At 55.9% G+C, this 22,855-nt stretch carries 18 protein-coding genes, 2 tRNA genes, 1 pseudogene and 1 other annotated feature; of the genes and pseudogenes, 10 read left to right on the forward strand and 11 right to left on the reverse strand.

The genetic code is table 11. The features are described from left to right. Nucleotides 1-248: 248 nt before the first annotated feature. The 3 genes from L2Y28_RS13745 to L2Y28_RS13755 are packed head-to-tail and all read left to right on the forward strand — an operon-like array spanning nucleotide 249 to nucleotide 5,358. Nucleotides 249-1,334: an efflux RND transporter periplasmic adaptor subunit gene (locus L2Y28_RS13745; RefSeq protein WP_022648590.1), complete on the forward strand. Its 1,086-nt coding sequence runs from the start codon at nucleotides 249-251 to the stop codon at nucleotides 1,332-1,334. Further along, nucleotides 1,334-4,396 carry an efflux RND transporter permease subunit gene (locus L2Y28_RS13750; RefSeq protein WP_022648591.1) on the forward strand — a complete coding sequence of 1,021 codons (3,063 nt, stop codon included), beginning with the start codon at nucleotides 1,334-1,336 and terminating at the stop codon, nucleotides 4,394-4,396. The genes L2Y28_RS13745 and L2Y28_RS13750 overlap by 1 nt, the downstream gene beginning before the upstream one ends. Further along, entirely contained in the window at nucleotides 4,393-5,358 is a 966-nt protein-coding gene (locus L2Y28_RS13755; protein ID WP_022648592.1) for an acyltransferase, read from the forward strand. Before L2Y28_RS13750 ends, L2Y28_RS13755 begins: the two co-directional genes overlap by 4 nt. Here the strand turns inward: L2Y28_RS13755 and pagP are convergent. After that, nucleotides 5,355-5,930 (reverse strand): lipid IV(A) palmitoyltransferase PagP, encoded by a 576-nt coding sequence (pagP, locus tag L2Y28_RS13760; RefSeq protein ID WP_032622465.1) that lies wholly within the window; start codon nucleotides 5,928-5,930, stop codon nucleotides 5,355-5,357. The two genes, L2Y28_RS13755 and pagP, sit on opposite strands and share 4 nt — an antisense overlap. Before the next feature lie 256 nt (nucleotides 5,931-6,186). Here pagP and shiA point away from each other — a divergent pair, with 256 nt between their 5' ends. The 3 genes from shiA (at nucleotide 6,187) to L2Y28_RS13775 (ending at nucleotide 10,822) form a co-directional block, all read left to right on the forward strand. After that, nucleotides 6,187-7,503, forward strand: a complete 1,317-nt coding sequence (gene shiA, locus L2Y28_RS13765; RefSeq protein ID WP_022648594.1) for a shikimate transporter — start codon at nucleotides 6,187-6,189, stop codon at nucleotides 7,501-7,503. Nucleotides 7,504-7,579: 76 nt separating this feature from the next. Continuing rightward, nucleotides 7,580-9,034: an AMP nucleosidase gene (locus tag L2Y28_RS13770; RefSeq protein ID WP_022648595.1), complete on the forward strand. Its 1,455-nt coding sequence runs from the start codon at nucleotides 7,580-7,582 to the stop codon at nucleotides 9,032-9,034. Between the two features lie 15 nt (nucleotides 9,035-9,049). Then, on the forward strand, nucleotides 9,050-10,822 hold the full coding sequence (locus tag L2Y28_RS13775; protein ID WP_022648596.1) for an aminopeptidase P family protein: 1,773 nt from the start codon (nucleotides 9,050-9,052) through the stop codon (nucleotides 10,820-10,822). Nucleotides 10,823-10,965: 143 nt separating this feature from the next. On the opposite strand, the gene L2Y28_RS13780 is transcribed toward L2Y28_RS13775, so the two are convergent. Together L2Y28_RS13780 and emmdR are read right to left on the reverse strand one after the other, a co-directional pair. Continuing rightward, nucleotides 10,966-11,041: transfer RNA gene (locus L2Y28_RS13780), tRNA-Asn, on the reverse strand. A gap of 103 nt (nucleotides 11,042-11,144) precedes the next feature. Beyond that, nucleotides 11,145-12,628 (reverse strand): annotated as a pseudogene (gene emmdR, locus L2Y28_RS13785) (multidrug efflux MATE transporter EmmdR). 161 nt (nucleotides 12,629-12,789) lie between these two features. Here emmdR and L2Y28_RS13790 point away from each other — a divergent pair. Continuing rightward, nucleotides 12,790-12,865, forward strand: a tRNA-Asn gene (locus L2Y28_RS13790). Nucleotides 12,866-13,002: 137 nt separating this feature from the next. Here the strand turns inward: L2Y28_RS13790 and L2Y28_RS13795 are convergent. The 4 genes from L2Y28_RS13795 to dacD all read right to left on the reverse strand — a co-directional run bounded on the left by L2Y28_RS13795 (nucleotide 13,003) and on the right by dacD (nucleotide 16,400). Further along, the gene (locus L2Y28_RS13795; protein ID WP_000450410.1) at nucleotides 13,003-13,338 is read right to left on the reverse strand and encodes a DUF496 family protein; all 336 of its coding nucleotides are present in this window, start codon (nucleotides 13,336-13,338) and stop codon (nucleotides 13,003-13,005) included. A 147-nt stretch (nucleotides 13,339-13,485) separates the two neighbouring features. Then, nucleotides 13,486-14,544 (reverse strand): FUSC family protein, encoded by a 1,059-nt coding sequence (locus tag L2Y28_RS13800; RefSeq protein WP_022648598.1) that lies wholly within the window; start codon nucleotides 14,542-14,544, stop codon nucleotides 13,486-13,488. A 91-nt stretch (nucleotides 14,545-14,635) separates the two neighbouring features. Further along, nucleotides 14,636-15,109, reverse strand: a complete 474-nt coding sequence (gene sbmC / locus L2Y28_RS13805) for a DNA gyrase inhibitor SbmC (RefSeq protein WP_022648599.1) — start codon at nucleotides 15,107-15,109, stop codon at nucleotides 14,636-14,638. Nucleotides 15,110-15,227: 118 nt separating this feature from the next. Further along, nucleotides 15,228-16,400 (reverse strand): serine-type D-Ala-D-Ala carboxypeptidase DacD, encoded by a 1,173-nt coding sequence (gene dacD / locus L2Y28_RS13810; protein ID WP_139152664.1) that lies wholly within the window; start codon nucleotides 16,398-16,400, stop codon nucleotides 15,228-15,230. Nucleotides 16,401-16,591: 191 nt separating this feature from the next. Between dacD and sbcB the strand changes: the two genes are divergently transcribed. Further along, the gene (gene sbcB, locus L2Y28_RS13815) at nucleotides 16,592-18,028 is read left to right on the forward strand and encodes an exodeoxyribonuclease I (RefSeq protein WP_022648601.1); all 1,437 of its coding nucleotides are present in this window, start codon (nucleotides 16,592-16,594) and stop codon (nucleotides 18,026-18,028) included. Nucleotides 18,029-18,157: 129 nt separating this feature from the next. Here sbcB and L2Y28_RS13820 read toward each other — a convergent pair whose 3' ends face one another. From L2Y28_RS13820 to L2Y28_RS13835, 4 genes are all read right to left on the reverse strand, one after another. Further along, nucleotides 18,158-19,516, reverse strand: coding sequence for an APC family permease (locus tag L2Y28_RS13820; RefSeq protein ID WP_022648602.1), 1,359 nt, complete (start codon nucleotides 19,514-19,516; stop codon nucleotides 18,158-18,160). Continuing rightward, nucleotides 19,506-19,568 carry a membrane protein YoeI gene (yoeI, locus tag L2Y28_RS13825; protein WP_099458931.1) on the reverse strand — a complete coding sequence of 21 codons (63 nt, stop codon included), beginning with the start codon at nucleotides 19,566-19,568 and terminating at the stop codon, nucleotides 19,506-19,508. Before yoeI ends, L2Y28_RS13820 begins: the two co-directional genes overlap by 11 nt. 219 nt (nucleotides 19,569-19,787) lie before the next feature. Next, nucleotides 19,788-20,717: a LysR substrate-binding domain-containing protein gene (locus L2Y28_RS13830; protein WP_022648603.1), complete on the reverse strand. Its 930-nt coding sequence runs from the start codon at nucleotides 20,715-20,717 to the stop codon at nucleotides 19,788-19,790. A 41-nt stretch (nucleotides 20,718-20,758) separates the two neighbouring features. Further along, nucleotides 20,759-21,583, reverse strand: coding sequence for an SDR family oxidoreductase (locus L2Y28_RS13835; protein WP_006811206.1), 825 nt, complete (start codon nucleotides 21,581-21,583; stop codon nucleotides 20,759-20,761). Between the two features lie 172 nt (nucleotides 21,584-21,755). On the opposite strand from L2Y28_RS13835, the gene hisL reads away from it, so the two are divergent. Both hisL and hisG read left to right on the forward strand, forming a co-directional pair. Beyond that, complete coding sequence (gene hisL, locus L2Y28_RS13840) at nucleotides 21,756-21,806, forward strand: his operon leader peptide (RefSeq protein ID WP_099516347.1); 51 nt, start codon at nucleotides 21,756-21,758, stop codon at nucleotides 21,804-21,806. Continuing rightward, nucleotides 21,782-21,905: a sequence feature (His leader region), on the forward strand. It overlaps the preceding gene by 25 nt. Before the next feature lie 45 nt (nucleotides 21,906-21,950). After that, nucleotides 21,951-22,850, forward strand: coding sequence for an ATP phosphoribosyltransferase (gene hisG, locus L2Y28_RS13845; RefSeq protein WP_000886595.1), 900 nt, complete (start codon nucleotides 21,951-21,953; stop codon nucleotides 22,848-22,850). Nucleotides 22,851-22,855 lie beyond the last annotated feature (5 nt).

Raw genomic sequence — 22,855 nt, forward strand, 5'->3', positions numbered from 1 at the left:
TCACCGACTATGCTCATAGTCAGACATGCAACACGTTCATTCTCATTATCCCGCGCCACCTTCAACCTCATGGAGGAATGCATGTACGGTTTAAGCCTGATTCGCCTTGGTTTGTTTATTGCGCTTGCCATTATCGCCAGCACAGCAATCGGTTTATTTACCTATGTGGTCGTCTCGGCCCTGGCGGAATAGTGCCACCCCAGCATTGATGACGAAATAAATAAAACAATTATTATCAGGGGAATACTGTGAAGCGCTACCTCTCTCTTCTGCCTGCTGTTTTATTGCTGCTGACGGCGTGCGACCCCAAACCCGACCGCGCCGCGCCCCTGCCAAAAATGGTAAAAGTCGCAGAGGTGGTGAAGGCCGGCAACGCGCAGCAGCGCGTATTTCCCGCGCGTATCGAATCCGGCGACGCCACCGATCTCGCGTTCAAACGTGCCGGGCAGATTGAGACCCTGGACATTCGCCAGGGTGCCGTTGTCAAACAGGGGCAAAGGCTCGCCAGTCTTAACGATCGCGAAGCCCGGCAGCGTCTGAACGACAGGCAAACGGCGGCGACCCTGGCTCAGCGGCAATTCGACCGCTTCCAGACCCTGGCAGGACGCCAGGCCGTGTCGAAGGCCGAGATGGATGTCCAGCGCGCAAACCGCGATTCTGCAAACGCCGCGCTACAGATTGCTCGCGAGGAATTAAGCCAGATGACGCTCGTCGCCCCCTTTAGCGGGACAGCGGCCAGCGTACATGTGCGAAATCATCAGGTCGTCTCAGCCGGCCAGCCCGTCGTCACCCTGACCCGTACCGACCTGCTGGACGTGGTGTTCAGCCTTCCAGAGAACCTGTTTAACACCTTCGATATCCGCAATGCGCAGTACAAACCGGTAGTGAGGATCAACGCCCTGCCCGGTCGCGAGTTTACCGCTGTGTACAAAGAGCACTCAGGCAGTAGCGACAGCAACACATTGACCTGGCAGGTGATTTTAACCATGCCCCGCCCGGATGATTTTCCCGTCGTGGGCGGCGTCAGCGGAACGGTCACCATCAATTTAACCAACCTACCGGCGGGCGTGGGCAGTGAGGCGCTGGTGGTGCCGGTTGAAGCGGTCTTTAACCCCGATAACCGCCCGCGCAATGAGCCACACGTCTGGGTGGTGACGGGCGAAGGCGATACGTTGCACCTGGAAGATCGTAAGGTCAGCGTCGGGCAAGTCAGCGCTGAGGGGGTCGTCATCGTCGGTGGGCTTAAGGCGGGTGAACGCGTGGTGGCCGCAGGCGTTGGGGAGTTACATCCCAACCAGCCGGTACGTATCTGGACGCGTGAACGGGGACTGTAATGGATATCTCTCGTCAGTTTATCAGCAACCCGGTTCGCGTCTGGCTGACTATTCTGCTGCTGGGCGTAGGTGGCATTATTGCCCTGTTGAACATCGGCAGACTGGAAGATCCGGCGTTTACCATCAAAACGGCGGTGGTAATCACTCATTATCCGGGCGCGTCGGCGCAGCAGGTTGAGGAAGAGGTCACCCTGCCGCTGGAAAACGCGCTTCAGCAGTTACCTTACCTGGATAACGTCAGCTCCATCTCCTCCAGCGGCCTGTCGCAGATCACGGTCAATATAGCCTCGCGCTACCACTCAAATGCGCTGCCGCAAATCTGGGATGAACTGCGACGCCGGGTGGGAGATGCCGCCCGACAGTTTCCACCGGGGGTAGTGACCCCGTTTGTGAATGACGATTTTGGCGATGTGTTCGGCTTTTTCTTTGCCATTTCCGGCGATGAATTCAGCAATCCGGAACTGGTGCGGTATGCCGAGCAGCTGCGCCGGGAGTTGGTCCTCGTGCCGGGCGTGGGCAAAGTGGCCATCGGCGGAGCCCTCACCCAGCAGATTAACGTGGACATTTCTCTGAGCAAAATGGCCGCGCGCGGGATTACGCTTAACCAGCTTTCTGCCCAGCTCAGCAGGCTGAACGTGGTTTCCAGCGCGGGAGAGATCCCCTCCGGTACTGAGTCAATTCGTCTGCATCCTACCGGTGAATTCGAAAGTATTGACGAGCTGGCCGATCTCATAGTGACCCCGCCCGGCGTTGGGGCGGCTACCCGTTTACGGGATATTGCCACCCTGTCACGCGGGCTGGATGCGTCCCCTGCCAGCATCTACCATGCCAACGGCAGAAAAGCCGTCACCATGGGCGTCTCCTTTATACCCGGCGTTAACGTGATCGACGTGGGACATGCCCTGGAGGCGAAGCTTGAGCAGATGTCAGCCGAGAAACCGGCAGGTATCCATATCGACCTGTTTTACGATCAGGCGGCGGAGGTCGGGCATTCCGTCAACGGATTTATCATTAATTTCCTGATGGCGCTGGCGATTGTCGTCGGTGTGTTGCTGATCTTTATGGGCTTACGCAGCGGGCTCATTATCGCCTTTTCCCTCGCGCTCAACGTGCTGGGCACGCTGCTGATCATGTATCTCTGGGGCATAGAACTACAGCGTATTTCACTGGGGGCGCTGATCATCGCCCTCAGTATGCTGGTCGATAACGCCATTGTGGTTGTCGAAGGGGTACTGATAGCCCGGCAGCAGGGCTCGCCCCTGCTTAACGCCATTAACGCGATTATTCGCCGCTCTGCGCTGCCGCTGCTGGGTGCGACGGTCATCGCCATCCTGGCTTTTGCGCCCGTCGGGCTGTCGCAGGACTCCACCGGCGAATACTGTAAGTCGCTGTTTCAGGTGTTGCTGATTTCGCTGATGCTGAGCTGGTTCTCAGCCCTCACCATTACGCCGGTGCTGATTAAATGGTGGCTGTTTAAACATGACGCTGCACCGCCAGACGCCGACGAAACGGATCCCTACGACAAACGCATCTATCGGATCTATCAGGCGGTGCTCAACGCGCTGTTACGGCGTAAAGCGCCAACGCTGATGGTGATGGCCGCGCTGCTGGCTGCCGCCATCTGGGGCTTTGGCTCGGTGCGGCAGAACTTCTTCCCCTCATCCAGTACGCCAATTTTCTTTGTCGATCTCTGGCTCCCTTACGGGACCGACATTAACTGGACCGAGAAGATGACCGGTGATATCGAGAAAACCATTAACGGCCAGCCTGGCGTGGAAACTACGGTCTCGACGATTGGTCAGGGAAGTATGCGATTTATTTTGACCTACAGCGGACAGCGGCAGTACAGCAACTATGCACAAATCATGGTGAGAATGGACGACCAGCGTAACATCCCCGCCCTGACCCGCCACGTTGATGAGTACATTGCACGGAACTACCCGCAGGTTAACGCCAGCACGAAACGGGTGATGTTTGGCCCCTCCGGTGACAGCGCCATTGAAATACGTATTAAGGGCCCCGATCCGGACAGGCTGCGTCTGATCGCCAGCCATGTAGACAGTATTCTTACGCGCGATCCGGCGACGGACAGCGTCAGGAACGACTGGCAAAACCGCAGCAAAGTGATCCGCCCGCAGTACGTCACCGCGCTGGGACGTGAGCTTGGCGTGGATAAGCAAGACGTCGATAACGCCCTGGAGATGAATTTCTCCGGCAGCCGGGCGGGACTGTACAGAGAAGGAAGCGACTTGTTACCCGTGGTGGTGCGCCCGCCGGAAAGTGAGCGGCTGGACGCCAATCACCTGAATAACGTCCTGGTCTGGAGCCAGACCCGGCAGCAGTATATTCCGCTGAGCAACGTCGTCAGCGGCTTCGCGCTGGAGTGGGAAGATCCGCTGATCCTGCGTCGCGACCGCTCGCGCGTGCTGACCGTGCAGACCGATCCTGACCCGCTAAGCCAGCAAACGTCCGGCGATATTCTCGCCCGCGTGAAGCCGCAAATAGATGCCCTGCCTCTGCCCCACGGCTACAGCATCGAATGGGGCGGGGACGCGGAGAACTCCAGCGAAGCGCAGCAGGGGCTATTTACCACGCTGCCGCTCGGGTATCTGGTGATGTTTGTGATCACGGTGCTGATGTTCAGTTCGGTGAAAAACGCCGTCGCTATCTGGCTGACCGTGCCGCTGGCGCTGATCGGCGTTACGCCCGGTTTTTTACTTACCGGGATCCCCTTTGGCTTTATGGCACTGATTGGCCTGCTGAGCCTGAGCGGGATGCTGATCCGCAACGGCATTGTGCTGGTGGAAGAGATAGAGCAGCAGAAAGCGCAGCAGGATCAGCACAGTGCGATCGTTTACGCCGCCACGTCGCGCCTGCGTCCCATCCTGCTCACCGCCTTTACGACCGTGCTTGGCCTCGCCCCCCTGCTGCTGGATGTGTTCTTCCAGAGCATGGCCGTTGTGATTATGTTTGGGCTTGGGTTTGCTACAATCCTGACGCTGCTGGTACTCCCCGTAATTTACGCGTGTTTTCATCGTAAGGACGAAGCTGAACAACAATGAATGCGACAGGGCTGAACATCATCAAGACGCTGGGCTGTATGACGGCGGTCACCTTCTTCACCATCTACAACACCTGGGACCATTACGATTATGACTATCACTGGATCCTCGGTTTTTTTACCTTCATTTCGACCATCGCCACGCCGTTGTTTTTTGTGGTTGCAGGATATCTGGATGGGCAATCCCGACACGGCACGCGCTGGCAGCTGGATAAGATCAAAAGCCTGGTGATCGTCTTTCTGTTCTGGGTAACCATTTACTACCTGTGGGAGCCCTATCAGCGCGGATATCTTATCCAGCCCTGGTTCGTGTTCGCATTTGTCGTGATTTACACTTTTCATCCGGCGGTGGAGTGGCTCAGCCAGCGGCGAACGCTGTTTTGCGGGGTGATTGTCACCCTGCTGCTTTTCTCATACGGGTACGATTTGCTGTCAGCCCTCTATCCTGATGTCCACGTGCTTTCATTGTCGCCGCAGTATCGCCTGTGGACGTGGCTGCTGTTTTATCTGACGGGGCAGCTCTTTTGCGATCCGCAGATTGCGGCGTGGATCGGCCGCAAAAATGTGGTCAGGGCAGCGGTGATTGCCATACCGTTTATCTATCTCTTCACGTGGTTTTACGAACGGCATTTCTTTTTTGCGCTATTTAAAGCGGACAGAAACGCCTTTATCCTCACCGGATCGCAAATCTACATCCTGATTATTGCCCTGGTGATTGCGGCCAACGGCGTACGTTTTCGCCGCAATGCGGAGTTTAAAGAGTCCGTGCTGGCCGCCATTAGCAAAACGATGACCGGGGTCTATATCATGCACTACTCGGTGTTTCACCTGCTGACGGCGCTCATTCCGGTAACGTCCCTGAGCACCAAACTTGCTCTGATTGTGCTCACCTTTGTTACGTCGGTCCTGTTTTCGCTGCTGATTCTGTCCAACGCAGTGGCCAAAAAAGTGATTACTCTTTAAAAGCCCAGGCGCAGCCAGGCAAACAGCACGTTGCCGTTGTTGTAGGTTCCGGGAATATAGGTGAACTGGACGGTGACGCGCTTATATCCGGCAGAGAAAAGCGGGAAAATAAATGGCAGCGGGACATAGTTGGCAAAGTCGTCGCGCGCGGTGATCCCCGCGGCGGCCCCCAGCCCCAGACGGAAATCTTTTGCGTTATCCAGATACCAGCCCTTTTCCCAGCCGTAGCCCATCGCGGGCTGCCACTCGTTATGTGAATCTTTAAACATCATGGCAAAGAGTGCGCTCCAGTTGCCCTCGTCGTTGTAGCGAGAAACGCCCAGTCCGCCGCCCCACGGCATTTCGTTGTAGTTATCCGTTTTCTCTTTGTCATACATAAAGCGGGCATGCCAGCTCAGAAACGGCAGGTAGAGATCGTAACGATCCGGCTGTTCCCATGTCTGGGAAATATCGTCTGTTACCGCATCCCACCAGCGGTGGATGCGCTGTTCGCCGTAGACTTTTGGCTCCGCATGCAGCGGCGAAGCCACCAAAAACAGGACTACCCAGAGTGCAGGTAAGAGGCGTTGCATCATTATTCCCTCAGCTTACGTCACACAGCGATCATTATTACTGTAAACCATTCAGCCCTAACCGGAGCCAAACAGGCTGATTTATATTGGGACCCGATAAGATGAAATTTATTGATTCTGCGCTTTCAGGAAAGATAAAAACGTTTTCTCAGGCCGTCTGTCGCGGTAGTCTCATACGTTCCGTCAATATGACGGCTGCAACGTGAGTGACCTTTTCTTATACCAATAATTAAAAATCAGTACAGACAGGACAACTATGGACTCCACCCTCATCTCCGCTCGCCGCAACGAGGAGACACCTTCGCTTAACCGCGCCCGCCGCGCCGCTTTAGGTAGCTTCGCAGGCGCCGTCGTCGACTGGTATGACTTTCTGCTCTACGGTATTACCGCTGCGCTGGTCTTTAACCGTGAATTCTTTCCTCAGATCAGCCCCGCCATGGGCACGCTTGCTGCGTTTGCCACCTTCGGCGTCGGTTTTCTGTTTCGTCCGCTGGGCGGGATAATTTTCGGCCACTTCGGCGATCGCCTTGGCCGTAAGCGCATGCTGATGCTCACCGTCTGGATGATGGGCATTGCCACCGCGCTGATCGGTATTTTGCCCTCCTTTGCATCGATTGGCTGGTGGGCCCCGGTGTTGCTGGTGACGCTTCGCGCCATTCAGGGCTTTGCCGTCGGCGGCGAATGGGGCGGCGCGGCACTGCTGTCCGTGGAAAGCGCGCCGAAGAACAAGAAAGCGTTCTACAGCAGCGGCGTGCAGGTAGGTTATGGCGTGGGTCTGCTGCTCTCCACGGGCCTGGTGTCGCTCATAAGCCAGCTCACGACAGACGAGCAGTTCCTGAGCTGGGGCTGGCGTATTCCGTTTATCTTCAGCATTGTGCTGGTCGTGGTGGCCCTGTGGATCCGTAACGGCATGGAAGAGTCGGCTGAGTTTGAGCAGCAGCAACGCGAAAAACCGGTCGCGAAAAAACGGCTGCCGGTGATGGAAGCGCTGGTGCAGCACCCTGGCGCTTTTCTGAAAATTATCGCCCTGCGCCTGTGCGAACTGCTGACGATGTATATCGTCACCGCCTTCGCCCTCAACTACTCCACGCAAAACCTCGGCCTGCCGCGGGAATTGTTCCTGAACATTGGCCTGGTGGTGGGCGGGATCAGCTGCCTGACCATCCCCTGCTTCGCCTGGCTGGCGGATCGCTTTGGCCGTCGACGGGTGTATATCACCGGGGCGCTTATCGGCACACTCAGCGCCTGGCCGTTCTTTATGGCGCTGGAGGCCCAGTCGGTCTTCTGGATTGTCTTCTTCGCGATCATGCTCGCGAACATCGCTCACGATATGGTGGTCTGCGTGCAGCAGCCGATGTTTACCGAGCTGTTTGGCGCAAGCTACCGCTACAGCGGCGCGGGCGTGGGATATCAGGTGGCGAGCGTGGTCGGCGGCGGGTTTACGCCGTTTATCGCCGCCGCGCTGGTGACGTTCTCCGGCGGGAACTGGCATAGCGTGGCGATTTATCTGCTGGCAGGTTGCCTGCTTTCTGCTGCCACCGCCCTGTTGATGAAGGAAACCGCGCACAGCTGATCTCCTCACTTTTGTTTCACAGGCGTGTGACATACTATCGGGTATAGCCGCACACCTGTGGAACAAGGAGACAGACATGAATAATAAGGGCTCCAGCCTGACCCCGGCTCAGGCGCTGGAAAAACTCGACGCGCTGTATGAACAGTCCGTCAATGCACTGCGCAGCGCCATCAGTGACTATATCGAAACAGGGAAACTTCCCGATGAAAAGGCCAGAACCCAGGGCCTTTTTGTTTATCCATCGCTCTCTGTCACCTGGGACGGCAGCGCCAGCAGCAATCCGAAAACCCGCGCCTATGCGCGTTTCACCCACTCCGGCTGTTACAGCACGACCATCACGCGTCCTGCGCTGTTCCGCCCCTACCTGGAAGAGCAGCTTACCCTGCTGTATCAGGATTACGGCGCGCATATCAGCGTTGAACCGTCCCTGCACGAGATCCCCTACCCGTACGTGATAGACGGCTCAGCGCTGACGCTGGATCGCTCCATGAGCGCGGGACTGACCCGCCATTTCCCGACCACTGAGCTGTCGCAGATTGGCGATGAGACGGCGGACGGGATCTATCACCCGGCAGAGTTTTCACCGCTGTCGCACTTTGATGCCCGCCGTGTCGATTTTTCGCTGGCACGCCTGCGCCACTACACCGGCACCCCAGCCGAACATTTCCAGCCGTTCGTACTGTTTACCAACTACACCCGCTATGTAGACGAATTTGTCCGCTGGGGCTGTAGCCAGATCCTTGACCCGGACAGCCCTTACATCGCTCTCTCCTGCGCGGGCGGGATCTGGATCACCGCCGAAACCGAAGCACCGGAAGAGGCCATCTCCGACCTGGCGTGGAAAAAGCACCAGATGCCCGCCTGGCACCTGGTTACCGCCGACGGTCAGGGCATTACGTTGATTAACATAGGCGTTGGCCCGTCGAATGCGAAAACCATCTGCGACCATCTGGCGGTTCTGCGCCCGGACGTCTGGCTGATGATCGGCCACTGCGGCGGCCTGCGTGAAAGCCAGCTGATTGGTGATTATGTCCTCGCCCACGCTTATCTGCGTGACGACCATGTTCTTGACGCGGTTCTGCCGCCGGACATTCCTATCCCGAGTATTGCGGAAGTGCAGCGCGCCCTGTACGACGCCACCAAAGAGGTGAGCGGCATGCCGGGTGAAGAGGTGAAGCAGCGCCTGCGTACCGGTACGGTCGTCACCACCGACGATCGTAACTGGGAGCTTCGCTATTCCGCCTCCGCCCTGCGTTTCAATCTCAGCCGTGCGGTCGCGATCGATATGGAAAGCGCCACCATTGCCGCGCAGGGCTACCGCTTCCGCGTCCCGTACGGCACGCTGCTGTGCGTGTCCGATAAACCGCTGCACGGCGAGATCAAACTGCCGGGTCAGGCGAACCGTTTCTACGAAGGGGCGATCTCAGAGCACCTTCAGATTGGTATTCGCGCCATCGATTTACTGCGTGCAGAGGGCGACAAACTGCATTCCCGTAAGCTGCGCACCTTCAATGAGCCACCGTTTAGGTGATACTAAGGACACAATATGCACACCACATCACCGCTTACGGCCCTGCGCCAGTGGCTACAGGATAATCAGCTCGACGGGATGATTGTGCCGCGCGTCGATGCCTGGCAGAGCGAATCTTGCGCACCGTATGATGCAAAGCTGGCCTGGCTGACGGGCTTTGACGGCTCGGCGGGGCTTGCGCTGGTACTGAAAGACAGAGCGCTGCTGTTTGTTGACGGACGCTATCAGGTTCAGGCCCGCGTACAGGTCAATCTCGACGAGGTGGAGATCCACCATCTGCACAACGAGCCGCTGGCCGAGTGGCTGGCGAAAAACGTTGCGGCCGGCACGCGCATCGGCTTTGATGCGCTGCTGATGACCAATGCAGAGTTTACGCGGCTCTCGGCCACGCCGTGCGAACTGGTACCGCTCGCGCGCTCTCCGTTCGATACCCTCTGGGTTGACCGCCCTGCCGCCCCCGCAGGGCTTATCCGCGAGATGCCTGTAGACATCAGCGGCGAAAGCAGCGCCGCCAAACGCCAGCGCGCCGCCGCCGTGCTGGCAGAGCACCGCGCGGATTATCTGGCCGTTACCCTGCCGGACAATATCGCCTGGCTGCTGAACGTGCGGGGCTCAGATATCCCCTTTTGCCCGGTGCCTCTGTCGTTTGCCCTGCTGAGCCGCGAGGGTGCGGTGGAATGGTTTGTGGATGACAGCAAGCTGAATGCGCTGCCGGATGCCGTGCGGAACGCCTTCACGATTGCGCCTCAGGAAGCCTTTATCCCGCGCTGTAGGCAGCTTGCGCAGGGTAAGCGGGTCATGATCGATCCCGATTCCGCACCGGTGGCGTTACGCTTTGCGGTTGAACCTCAGGGGGAAATTATCTGGCAGACCGACCCGATCACCCTGATGAAAGCTACGAAAAACCCGGTGGAGCTGGCGGGCTATCGTGAATGCCATCACCAGGACGGTGCGGCATGGGTGAATTTCCTGGCCTGGCTGAGCCGGGAAGTTCCTCAGCGGGCCGCGTCGGGAATGCCGCTGACCGAGCTTGACGTGCAGGCGAAACAGCTTGCGTTCCGCCTGCAACAGCCTGGCTTTGTCGAGCCGAGTTTCGCCACCATTTCCGCTTCCGCGAGTAACGCGGCGATGTGCCATTACCACTCAAGCGAGGCCAGCAACAAGCCCATCGGCCACGACCACTTTTACCTGAATGATTCCGGGGGGCAGTACCGAAACGGCACCACGGACGCGACGCGTACCCTGGCCTGGGGAAAGGTCGATCCACAGCAGCGTTTGCACTACACCGCAGTGCTTAAAGGCTTCCTGTCGCTGATTACCCTTCAGTTCCCGTCCGGCACTCAGGGGCACCAGCTGGATGCCTTTGCGCGCCGTCCGCTGTGGGAGTTGGGACTGGATTACGACCACGGCACCGGGCATGGCGTAGGGCATCAGCTTCTGATCCACGAGAACCCGCACCGTTTTGCGCAAAAGGTCAACCCGTGGCCGCTGGTGGCGGGCAATATTATGACCATTGAGCCGGGTTACTACCTGGGCGATAGCCACGGTATTCGCATTGAAAACCAGGTGGAGATTGGCGAAAGCCGTCCGGGATTTTGTAAGTTTGCCTCGCTGACGCTGATCCCAATCGATTTAAGCCAGGTGGAGCTGCATCTGTTGAGCGAGTCAGAAAAACAGTGGCTGGATGAGTACCACCAGCAGGTACGAGAGGCGCTTTCACCCCGGGTGGACAGCGATGCGCGGCCGTGGCTGGTGGAGGCAACGGCGCCAATTCGTGTGAACGGATAGTGCGGCTTTTGCCGGGTGGTGGCTTCGCCTTACCCGGCCTACGATTCGATGTTTTTGTAGGTCGGGTAAGCGGAGCGTCACCCGACAATTTTACTGAACGCAGAAAAGCAAAAAGCCTGCTATAAAAGCAGGCTTTTCAAATTTGGCTCCTCTGACTGGACTCGAACCAGTGACATACGGATTAACAGTCCGCCGTTCTACCGACTGAACTACAGAGGAATCGTGTGAACGGGGCGCATATTATCGATGCGCCCTGAGGATGTCAAAGGGTGAATGCAGATTTTCAATCGTTTGCCGATTTATTCTCCACTTCGCACATTTGTCAGGCACTTGCCGTTTCCGAAACCTCCTGCTCCGGTTTTTTTCGCGGATATTTCCACAGCCAGCGTCCGCTCACCATGCGCCAGTAGAACAGCGCCCCGCGCACGGCCCAGTCAAGGAACATCCCCAGCCAGACGCCGACAACGCCCATACCTAACATTACCCCCAGCGTGTAGCCCGCCACGACGCGGCAGCCCCACATGCCGAGCATGGAGACCCACATCGCAAACCGGGCATCGCGCGCCCCTTTCAGCCCGGCAGGAAGTACCCAGGACGCGGCCCAAATTGGCATAAACGCCGCGTTGAGCCAAATCAGCACCTTCACGACCTCTTTCACGTCATTTTCATGCGTATAGAACGAGGCCATTAGCCCGGCTAAAGGCGCAGTTCCCCACGCAATCGCTGTCAGTCCAATGGATGAAAGCCAGAAGACATGCCGAAGCTGCCGTTCCGCCTGCCCTATCTGCCCCTTTCCGAGGCGTCTGCCGGTGATGATCGTCGACGCCGATCCCAGTGCGTTTCCGGGCAGGTTAATGAGCGAGGCGATGGAAAAAGCAATAAAGTTGCCGGCGATGACGTCTGTTCCCATCCCGGCAACAAACATCTGCGTCAGCAGTTTCCCACCATTAAACAACACGGATTCGATGCTGGCCGGAATCCCGATCCCCATCACTTCCCAGATAATGGCGAAGTTAAGCGGACGGAAATAGCTTTTAAGCGTCAGGCGCAGCGATGGCGTAATTCCCGCCATCAGTACGCCGATTATCGCCGCCGCACCAATATAACGGGAAATGGTCAGCCCTAATCCCGCGCCGACAAAGCCCAGCCCCTCCCAGGAAAAGACGCCATAAATCAAAACACTGCTGATAATGATGTTCAGGATGTTCATGCCGCCATTTATTAGCAGCGGAATTTTGGTATTCCCTGCGCCACGAAGCGCACCGCTACCAATCAGCGCGATGGCAGCCGCCGGATAGCTCAGCACCGTCATTTCCAGATAGGTGAGCGCCAGATCCTTCACTTCACCTGTCGCTTCACCCGCGACGATGTCGATAATTTCTTTGCCGTAATAATGGATAACCGCCGCCAGGATGATCGAAAAGAGGGTCATGATCATCAGCGACTGTCTGGCCGCCTCCCGGGCGCGTTTTGGATCGAGTTTTCCAAGACTAAACGCCACCACTACCGTTGTACCGAGATCGATAGCGGCAAAGAAGGACATCACAACCATGTTGAAACTGTCCGCCAGCCCTACCCCGGCCATGGCTTCTTTACCGAGCCAGCTCACCAGGAAGGTGCTTAATACCCCCATCAACAGGACGCAGGTATTCTCCAGGAAAATAGGCACAGCAAGGGGGGTGATTTCACGCCAGAACAGAACTCGGTAACTCTTACGTTTTGCATACCAGGGCGTGCGCATAATCGCCTGGCGCAGGGGTGCGGTGACGTTCAAAATGGACCTTAACGAGAAAGTTGAAACTCCATTTCAAATGATGGGGCAGAAATGCGTATCCTGCAAAGTATTTTCCATAAAATTATGTTTGGATTTACAACAAAATGACGACAGAATCATCAAACAATCACTTTTGCCTGAGATCAGGTTTGACAAAAGTTTTTTCGCCGTTAAGATAAGCCTCCACAACGATTCCTCTGTAGTTCAGTCGGTAGAACGGCGGACTGTTAATCCGTATGTCACTGGTTCGAGTCCAGTCAGAGGAGCCAAATTAAAAAAGCCTGCTTTTAGAGCAGGCTTTTTGCTTTTCTGCGTTCAGTAAAATTGTCGGGTGGCGCTGCGCTTACCCGACCTACGGTCCTGTAGGCCCGGTAAGCGCAGCGCCTCCGGGCAACAGAGTGTGCGATTACTCGCCTTTAGCGTCGACGTTTTTGATTTCGCCCATCACTTTCAGCTTTTTGGAGATGTCGCGACGCTCTTTGGACAGCTCAGCGTTTTTGATGATGTAGTCATCAACGCGATCTTCATAATCGCTCTTCATGCTGGCGATGATGCCCTGAATGGCTTCAACGCTCATACCTGGCTTGATGTAGTCGCTCAGGTTGTCCAGCAGCAGGACACGTTTCTGGTTGTCACGGATCTTCTTCTCTACGTCCTGGATTTCGCGCTGTAGCTTGTTTTTGCGGCGGAACAGGCGGACGAACTCCAGAACATCCTGGAACGAAGGCTTGGTAGTTTCCATTTTTACACCCCTGATAATGTGAGATTCGGATTCGTTAAAGCAACCGTTTTAACAGACAGCGGCTGCGAATGACAATGAGTATATCGTTTAAAACCATCATAACCCTAATTGTTGCTGAATCGAAGCAGCAGGCATCACATACGCTTTTTATTTGCGCAGTGCCCGGCAAATCAGCTGCGATAACAACTCCAGCTGTCGCGCCAGCTCCATACTCAGCCAGACATAGCCGTGGATGGGCGTTTCCGACACATTGTCGCCCTGACGCTCATTCATCAGCTGTTTGAGCTCGATGACGATGTCATTCAGCCGCTCGCTGTTCGCCCGTATCGGCTGTGGGTTACCTTCGTAAAGTGCATGAGCGATGGTCAGCAGGGTCTGTTGCGTCATCTGCTGCGTCTCTTTCAGCGTATGCGCGTTGAGCATCAGAAGATGGCTGGGGCGTGAGGCCCAGTGGGCATTGATTTGCAGTTCAAGCATACAGACCAGATTACGGCTGACCGTTTGAATGGCTTCAAAAATGGCTTTCTGGATATGCGTCTCTTTGCTTGCCGGGGTAATTAACCCGCGCATTTTGACCACATCATTAAGGATTTTTTGCAGGTGCTTTTCCAGCCGCGGACGCTCAATCAGATTCGGCGAAAACCCGGCCTGGTAGACCCGGTTAAATGCCGTGACGTAGTTTGCCATCTGAATGCGCCAGTGCAGGAAGGCGCGCTGCGGCCAGATGCCGGTAAACAGCATGGCGAGCAACGAGCCGAGGATCACGTCCCCGCTTCGCCACAATGCGGTGGTCATATCGCCCGCCGGTGCGCCGACCACAACGGCGAGCGTAATGCCAATCAGCAGCGCCTGATACGGTTTCTTGCCGAGGGCCAGCCATCCGCAAAGAAACATCGCCACCGCGCACCACAGCAACATGAACGGAAATGAAATTAGCTCCAGCTTCAGGGCGATAAGCCCAAGCGCCGAGCCTAAAACGGTACCGCCTATGCGTTCGAAAGCGCGAGGGACCACGTTCCCCCAGAATGAGATCGGCCCCATCACCACCACCAGCGTGATCAGCGGCCACGTTCCTTCCGGAATATCCAGCAAACGAACCAGTACGAAGGTCAGCACAAACGCCAGCGCAATGCGGCAACCATGCACCACGCGATAATGTTTGTATAACCGAATTTCAAAAGGGGTTAATGACTTGTCGGGGCGCACACCCGTCTCCAGCTCTACGGCAAACCACAATTGTACTGTGTTTTCAGCCGGGTGGATCGCGCCCGGCTGAAAAACCCTGCGTTTCGCAGGATTATCCCACTTTGTGCTCTACCGGTACAAACATCTCAATATCCCAGTAGCCGTCAGCATTGCCATCGTTCAGATAGCGTTCGAAGCAGGGTTTTGGCGCAATCTGGAATTTGCTGTCTTCCAGCAGGGAGTTGAAGAACTGATACCATGGGGTGGCGAAATCATGATTTTCGACGCGCGCGGCGGCAATAGCATACTCTCCGGCAGCAATTTCGGTCAGCATTACCCCTTCGCTGTTATCAGGGATAGTGAAATCGTCCGCTACCGTTACGGCGGTAACGCAGCGAAGCTTTTCTGCCGGCACGTCATCCGGATTGTCATAATAAACGGCCACCCACTCCTGCGGCTGAATATGTCGTCCATCTACCCACATGACCAGCTGTTCAAATCCCTGCTTGACCGTCTTTTCCCACGGCCCCACGAGATGAAAGCCAGCGATCGTACGTTTCTGTTGCTGCCTGATGCTGTAGTCCATGCTGCCTCCGTTTATTACTGTATATATATACACTATAAAGCAGAATCGAGATTATCGGCAAACCAGGAGTGTTTATTATGTGAGCAGACTCGCAACACTGCCAGTCTGCCCGAAAAGGTTAGAGTTTATGATGCAGATAATCGCCGAGGCGGGAGAAAAGGCCACCCTTTTCAACGCGCTCCAGCGTAACCAATGGCCAGTGCGCTACCACCTTGTCACGATCGTACAGCTGGATCTCTCCTACCCGCTGATGCGCGGCGATCGGCGCTTCCAGCTCTTTTTTATCCATTACATATTTCGCCTTGATGTTCGGCACTTCTTTTTTGGGTAATGCCAGCCAGAAATCCTGATCCGTGCCCAGCGCGATCTGCTCTTTATCGCCATACCAGATGCGTTCGGTTCCCACTTTTTTGCCGTTATGCAGGATCTGCACCGTATCGAAATTTTGCTGTCCCCAGTGGAGCAGCTTGCGCGCCTGATCTTCACGTCCTTTCGGGCTGTCTGCCCCCATCACCACCGCAATCAGTCGACGCTGACCATCCACCGCAGAGGCGATCAGGTTAAAGCCCGCGCCCGAGGTGTGTCCCGTTTTCAGACCATCCACGTTCATGGTCTTATCCCACAGCAGGCCGTTGCGGTTCTGCTGAGTGATGCCGTTCCAGGTCAGACTCTTCTCGCTGTACATGTGGTAGAACTCAGGCTCGCCGTGGATGATGGCGCGGGAAAGTACGGCGAGATCGTAAGCGGAGCTGTGCTGACCCGGTGCATCCAGCCCGTGTACGGTTTCGAAGTGGGTATCGCGCAGGTTCAGCTTTTCAACGTAGTCATTCATCATCCTGACGAACTGCGGCTGACCGCCCGCCACGTGATCCGCCAGCGCCACGCAGGCGTCATTGCCGGAATCAACAATCAGGCCGCGGCTGAGATCGCGCACAGAAACCCGATCTCCCTGCTTCAGAAACATCAGAGACGAACCGTCAAAGACCGGATTGCCTTTTGCCCAGGCGTCACGTCCGACCGTCACAATGTCATCGGGGCTGATGCGGTGGCTATCAATGGCACGATCGACAACGTACCCCGTCATCAGTTTGGTCAGGCTCGCCGGATTACGCTGCTGATGTTCGTTGCCCGCCGTTAAGATTTGACCCGTGGTGTAATCCATCAATACCCAGGATCCTGCCTGGATGGCAGGCGGCTGAGGTGAAAAATCCAGCGGCTCGGCAGCCAGCGCGGATGAAATACTCGAAGCGAGTAAAGAAACAGCAATAAACAGACGGCGTTTCAACGGTATATCCTCAGGTCAGTAAAAATCGATGACCTTTTTACGGGAGTTCTGATGTCGTTACCTGCCTTAATTGCAAAAAAATGTGACAGCACGCAGATTTTTTCGGAACAAATCTCGCAAATTTCTTGCCTGAAGGTGCTTTTTATTCGGACTGCTCACCCCAATCGTTTACCATAGAGACGTCAATTTTTAACAGGATGAGATTACTGGTGTCTGACTCTGCCGCGCGCCCGACTTTTTTGTTCCACGATTACGAAACCTTTGGTACCCATCCGGCGCTGGACCGACCGGCGCAGTTTGCGGCTATCCGAACCGATGACGAATTTAACGTTATCGGCGAACCCGAGGTGTTTTACTGTAAACCCGCCGATGACTACCTGCCGCAGCCGGGCGCGGTGATGGTGACGGGCATCACCCCTCAGGAAGCGCGGGATAAAGGCGTTAGCGAAGCAGAATTTGCCCGTCGCATCCACGACCTGTTCACGGTGCCTGATACCTGCGTGGTGGGTTACAACAACATCCGTTTTGACGATGAAGTGACGCGTAATATCTTCTACCGCAACTTCTACGATCCCTATGCCTGGAGCTGGCAGAACCGCAATTCGCGCTGGGATTTGCTGGATATTATGCGCGCCTGCTATGCGCTGCGCCCGGAGGGAATTAACTGGCCGGAGAACGACGACGGCTTGCCGAGCTTCAGGCTCGAGCACCTGACGCGGGCCAACGGCATTGAGCACAGCAACGCCCACGACGCGATGGCAGACGTCTACGCGACCATCGCTATGGCGAAGCTCGTAAAAACCGCGCAGCCTCGCCTGTTTGAGTATCTGTTGAGCCATCGCAGCAAGCAAAAGCTGATGACGCTGATTGACGTGCCGCAGATGAAACCGCTGGTGCATATTTCAGGGATGTTCGGCGCGTGGCGCGGGAACACAAGCTGGGTGGCGCCGCTTGCCTGGCATCCGGACAACCGTAACGCCGTCATCATGGTGGATCTTGCCGGGGATATCTCGCCGCTGCTTGAGCTCGACAGCGACACCTTACGTGAACGGCTTTATACGCCGAAAGAGGCGCTGGGTGACCTGCCAGCCGTACCGGTAAAACTGGTGCACATCAATAAATGCCCGGTGCTTGCGCAGGCCAACACGCTGCGTCCGGAAGACGCCGACCGGCTGGGGATTAATCGTCAGCACTGCCTCGATAACCTGAAAGTGCTGCGCGACAACCCGCAGGTGCGCGAGAAAGTCGTCGCCATTTTTGCCGAAGCAGAGCCGTTCGTGCCGTCTGATAATGTGGATGCGCAGCTTTATAACGGCTTCTTCAGCGATGCCGATCGCGCGGCGATGAACATCGTGCTGCAAACCGACCCGCGTAACCTGCCCGCGCTGGATATCACCTTCGCAGATAAGCGCATTGAGAAGCTGATGTTTAACTACCGTGCGCGCAACTATCCAGGCTCGCTGGATGAAGCAGAGCAGGAGCGCTGGTTACAGCATCGGCGCAACGTGTTTACACCGGAGTTTCTTAATAGCTATGCCCAGGAGCTGGAGATGCTTTACGGCCAGTATGAAGGGGATGCTGAGAAACAGGCGCTGCTGAAAGCGCTGTTCCAGTACGCGCAAGAAATTGTCTGAGTAGCGGGTACAAAAAAGCCGGAGGCGATGTCTCCGGCTTTTTTTTTGCCCGGTGGCGCTTCGCTTACGCGGGCCTACGATGTAGAAGTCCGTAGGTCGGGTAAGGCGAAGCCGCCACCCGACACAGTCTTACGCGACGTCTTCGTACTGAGGAACCGGGTTGCGGAAGCTCTTCGTTACGCAAGCCAGGTAAATCAGACCGATTGCACCCCAGATCAGACCCAGAACCATTGAGCTCTCTTCCAGGTTGATCCACAGGGCGCCCACCGTCAGGGCACCACACACTGGCAGCACCAGATAGTTGATGTGGTCCTTCAGCGTCTTGTTGCGCTTCTCACGGATCCAGAACTGCGAAATCACGGAGAGGTTAACGAAGGTGAACGCCACCAGCGCACCAAAGTTAATCAGCGCAGTGGCCGTTACCAGGTCAAACTTGATTGCCAGCAGGGCAATCGCGCCCACCAGCAGCACGTTCCACGCCGGGGTACGCCATTTCGGATGCACGTAACCAAAGAAGCGAGTTGGGAACACACCGTCACGGCCCATCACGTACATCAGACGAGAAACGCCCGCGTGCGCTGCCATACCGGATGCCAGTACGGTGACGCTGGAGAAGATCAGCACGCCCCACTGGAAGGTTTTACCCGCCACGTACAGCATGATTTCAGGCTGCGATGCATCCGGATCTTTAAAGCGAGAGATATCCGGGAAGTACAGCTGTAAGAAATAAGACGCACCGATGAAGATCAGGCCGCCAATCAGCGCGGTCAGGAAAATCGCTTTCGGGATCACACGCTCGGCATCTTTGGTCTCTTCAGACAGAGAAGAGATACCGTCGAAGCCCAGGAACGAGAAGCACAGGATAGTCGCCCCGGTGATCATCGGCACAACGTGCGCACCTTCAGACCAGAACGGACGGGTGCTGGTCAGCGTACCTGCGCCTTCACCGTGGGAAACGCCGTAGATGATCAGCCCAACGATAACCGCAACAATCCCCATCTGAAGGATCACGATCAGGGTGTTGAAGTTAGCCACGGTCTTGATGCTGCGCAGGTTAGAGATGGTCATAAAGGCCACCAGCGCCACAACGAAGATCCACGATGGTACGGAAGGTACCAGCGCTTCGAAGTAAATTTTTGCCAGCAGAATGTTGATCATCGGCATGAACAGGTAGTCCAGCAGTGATGACCAGCCCACCATAAAGCCAACAGCCGGGCTAATGGATTTCTGAGCATAGGTGTACGCAGAGCCAGCGGACGGGAAACGGCGAACCAGTTTACCGTAGCTCAGCGCTGTAAAGAGAATGGCGACCAGTGCAAAGGCGTACGCCGTTGCAACGTGACCGTCAGTAAGGCCTGATACGATACCGAATGTATCGAACAGCGTCATCGGTTGCATATAGGCAAGGCCCATCATAACAACCGGAATCAACGTAAGCGTTTTACGTAATTCCACGCGAGAGGTGTTTGGAGTTGCGTTATGCGACATAGTTATTCTCCTTTACGGTGATAACCGCCACGTAAGCGAAAAATTGCCCCATTTCTTTCTTCCTCAGCGACAACAACTGTCGGATTTTAGTAAATATCTATCCGGTACGAAGCCCGGCCTCTTGGTTTTTAGTTTCGTTTCGTACATGCAAAAAAAAATAACCGACGCCTTTTATATCGTCGATTATTCATTTGTTTGCAGCGGCGGCATTTTGCCCTATTCCAGATACAAAAGGCAATACATTGAGAAACCTGCCCATAAATTAATTTTACTAACTGGTTGATTTCCCATCATCTGCCTGAGTGTAAACTGTGGCGATAGCACTATTTGCTAAAATTTCGTCTCGCCACCAGGCGCTGGCAAGCCCGGCGGTCTGTTCATTCCAGCCCACCCATACCGATTCGTTACTGCTCTGCGCTAAAACCTGTTTTTCCACCAGCGCGCCGCTTTCAATAAAGCGCTGTGCTAAATAACGGGGAAGGTAGCCGCACCCCAGGCCGCTTATTTGCAGTTCCAGCTTGGTTTTAAAATCAAAAACGGTGATGGCCTCCTGCTCATCCAGAAGCTGCGATGAAATGCCGCACTCGGGGCGGGAGCTGTCTCCCACCACAATGGCGCGATGGTTTTTAATGACGCGTCTTGAAACAGGCTCCGGTTCATTCGCCAGCGGGTGGTGAGGCGCAACGGCAAAGATCTGCTCCAGAACGCCCAGCCGGGCGAAACCAAATTCACTCAGTTGAGGAGGCTCATGCAGCGCTCCAACGATGATATCCGCCCTGCCCTGCGTTAAGGCGTCCCACGAGCCGCCCAGCACGCCGTTGATAAAAACCAGCCGCGTGACGCTATGGCGCTGATAGAACGCCTCAATAAGCGGGGTAAGCAGCGAAAAAGGGAAAGTATCATCAACCCCAATCACCAGCTCATTTTCCCAGCCCTGATGAAGTTTGACGGCCTGTTTTTCCAGCTCGCGAACCGTATGCAGCACGTCACGCCCTTTTTCCAGCAGCATCTGCCCAGTACGGGTGAAACGCGCGCGATGGCCAGTGCGGTCAAGGATTTGAATATTAAGATCGCTCTCGAGCTTTTGCACGGTGTAGCTCAGAGCCGAAGGGGTTTTATAGAGCTTCGCCGAGGCGGCGGCAAAGCTCCCCTCTTTTTCCAGCGCATCCAGAATAACAAGAACATCCAGCAGCGGTTTCATCTTCGCCCCCTTGCGGTGTGCGATGGCCTCCGCCGGCGCAATTATTCCATAGGCATAACCAGCGGATCGGGATACTGATATTCAAATCCCAGTTCATGGCAAATACGATTGCCATCAATAATTTTGCCTTTGCGCTCCCCCTGCGCCTCACTGAACACCGGCGGCGCCAGACCCAGCTGGCGCGCCATCAGCGGATAAAAGGTGCTGCGTGGCGGATGCGAAGGCGCACATATATTATAGATGTGCCCCCCTTTCGGAGCCTGTAAAAGCAGCTCTATCGCACCGATAACATCTTCAAGGTGTACAAGGTTAACGCCGTGCTGACCATCCGGCGCGGATTTACCGGCAAAGAAGCGTCCCGGATGACGCCCCGGCCCCACCAGCCCGGCGAGGCGTAAAATATCCACCTGCGTGCCAGGCAAATTGTGCAGCCAGTCTTCCAGCTCTTTCAGTACCCGTCCGCTGGCGGTTACGGGACGGCGCTCGGTGTTTTCTTTCGCCGTACCGTCGATATCGCCATAGACGGAGGTCGAGCTGGTGAAAATGATACGCGGAATATGGTGCGCCAGGGCGCTGTCGACAATCTCCTGCACCGCCTGCAGGTAAAACGTCTCGCCCGGCCCGCTGCGCCGCGCCGGTAAGGTAATGACCAGCGCGTCCACATTCATCAGTTCATCCAGCTCGTCGGTATCGCAGATAAGCTCGGGTTCGAGACGCAGCTCGACACCATCAATGCCGCACATGCGCGCCGCCTCAACCCCGTCCCGCGTGGTCTTACTCCCTGTCACCTGCCAGCCTTTCGCGGCTAATGACATCGCCAGTGGCATTCCTAACCACCCTAATCCGACAATCGCGACCTTTTTCATGACATTCTCCGCTTAACGACGCCTGTTATAAGGCTACGCCAGCCTTATGGAACGCACAATTCATACCATCAATATGAAATGAATTAATGATCAAAAAAAGCCCTTGCTTTATGGCGTACAACTGGTTTAGGTTAAAAGACATCAAATGCATAAGCATTCAACGAGAATTTATATGACACGCGTTCCTTTTAAAAACCACCATCATCACCATCATCCTGACTAGTCTTTCAGGCGATGTGTGCTGGAAGACGTTTGGATCTTCCAGTGGTGCATGAACGCATGAAAAAGCCCCCGGAAGATCTTCTTCCGGGGGCTTTTTTTTGGACCGCATTCAGACAGATTAAAACAGGTTAACGAGGAACACAGAATGTTAGATAACTCACGTTTACGCATAGCTATTCAAAAATCAGGCCGTTTAAGCGATGATTCACGCGAACTGCTGGCCCGCTGCGGGATTAAAATCAACCTGCACACCCAGCGCCTGATCGCCCTGGCTGAAAATATGCCGATCGACATTCTGCGCGTACGTGATGACGATATTCCGGGCCTGGTGATGGATGGCGTCGTTGACCTCGGCATCATCGGCGAAAACGTACTGGAAGAAGAGTTATTAACCCGCCGCGCGCAGGGCGAAGATCCGCGCTACTTTACCCTGCGTCGTCTGGACTTCGGCGGCTGCCGCCTGTCGCTGGCCACGCCGGTTGATGAAGCCTGGGATGGCCCGGCCGCGCTGAACGGCAAACGTATCGCCACCTCTTACCCTCACCTGCTGAAGCGTTACCTCGATCAAAAAGGCGTGCAGTTTAAATCTTGTCTGCTGAATGGCTCTGTTGAAGTGGCGCCACGCGCGGGCCTGGCCGATGCCATCTGTGACCTCGTCTCCACGGGCGCCACGCTCGAAGCGAACGGCCTGCGCGAAGTGGAGGTGATCTACCGTTCCAAAGCGTGCCTTATCCAGCGCGACGGCGAGATGGCCGATGCCAAACAGCAGCTCATCGACAAGCTGCTGACCCGAATTCAGGGCGTGATTCAGGCGCGTGAATCCAAATACATCATGATGCACGCGCCTACCGAGCGCCTGGACGAAGTGATTGCCCTGCTGCCAGGTGCTGAGCGCCCAACCATTCTGCCGCTGGCGGGCGACCAGCAGCGCGTGGCGATGCACATGGTCAGCAGCGAAACCCTGTTCTGGGAAACGATGGAAAAACTGAAGGCGCTGGGCGCGAGTTCTATTCTGGTGCTGCCAATTGAGAAGATGATGGAGTAACGACC

This window comes from Enterobacter sp. JH25, from assembly GCF_021725435.1.
Lineage (GTDB): Bacteria > Pseudomonadota > Gammaproteobacteria > Enterobacterales > Enterobacteriaceae > Enterobacter > Enterobacter intestinihominis.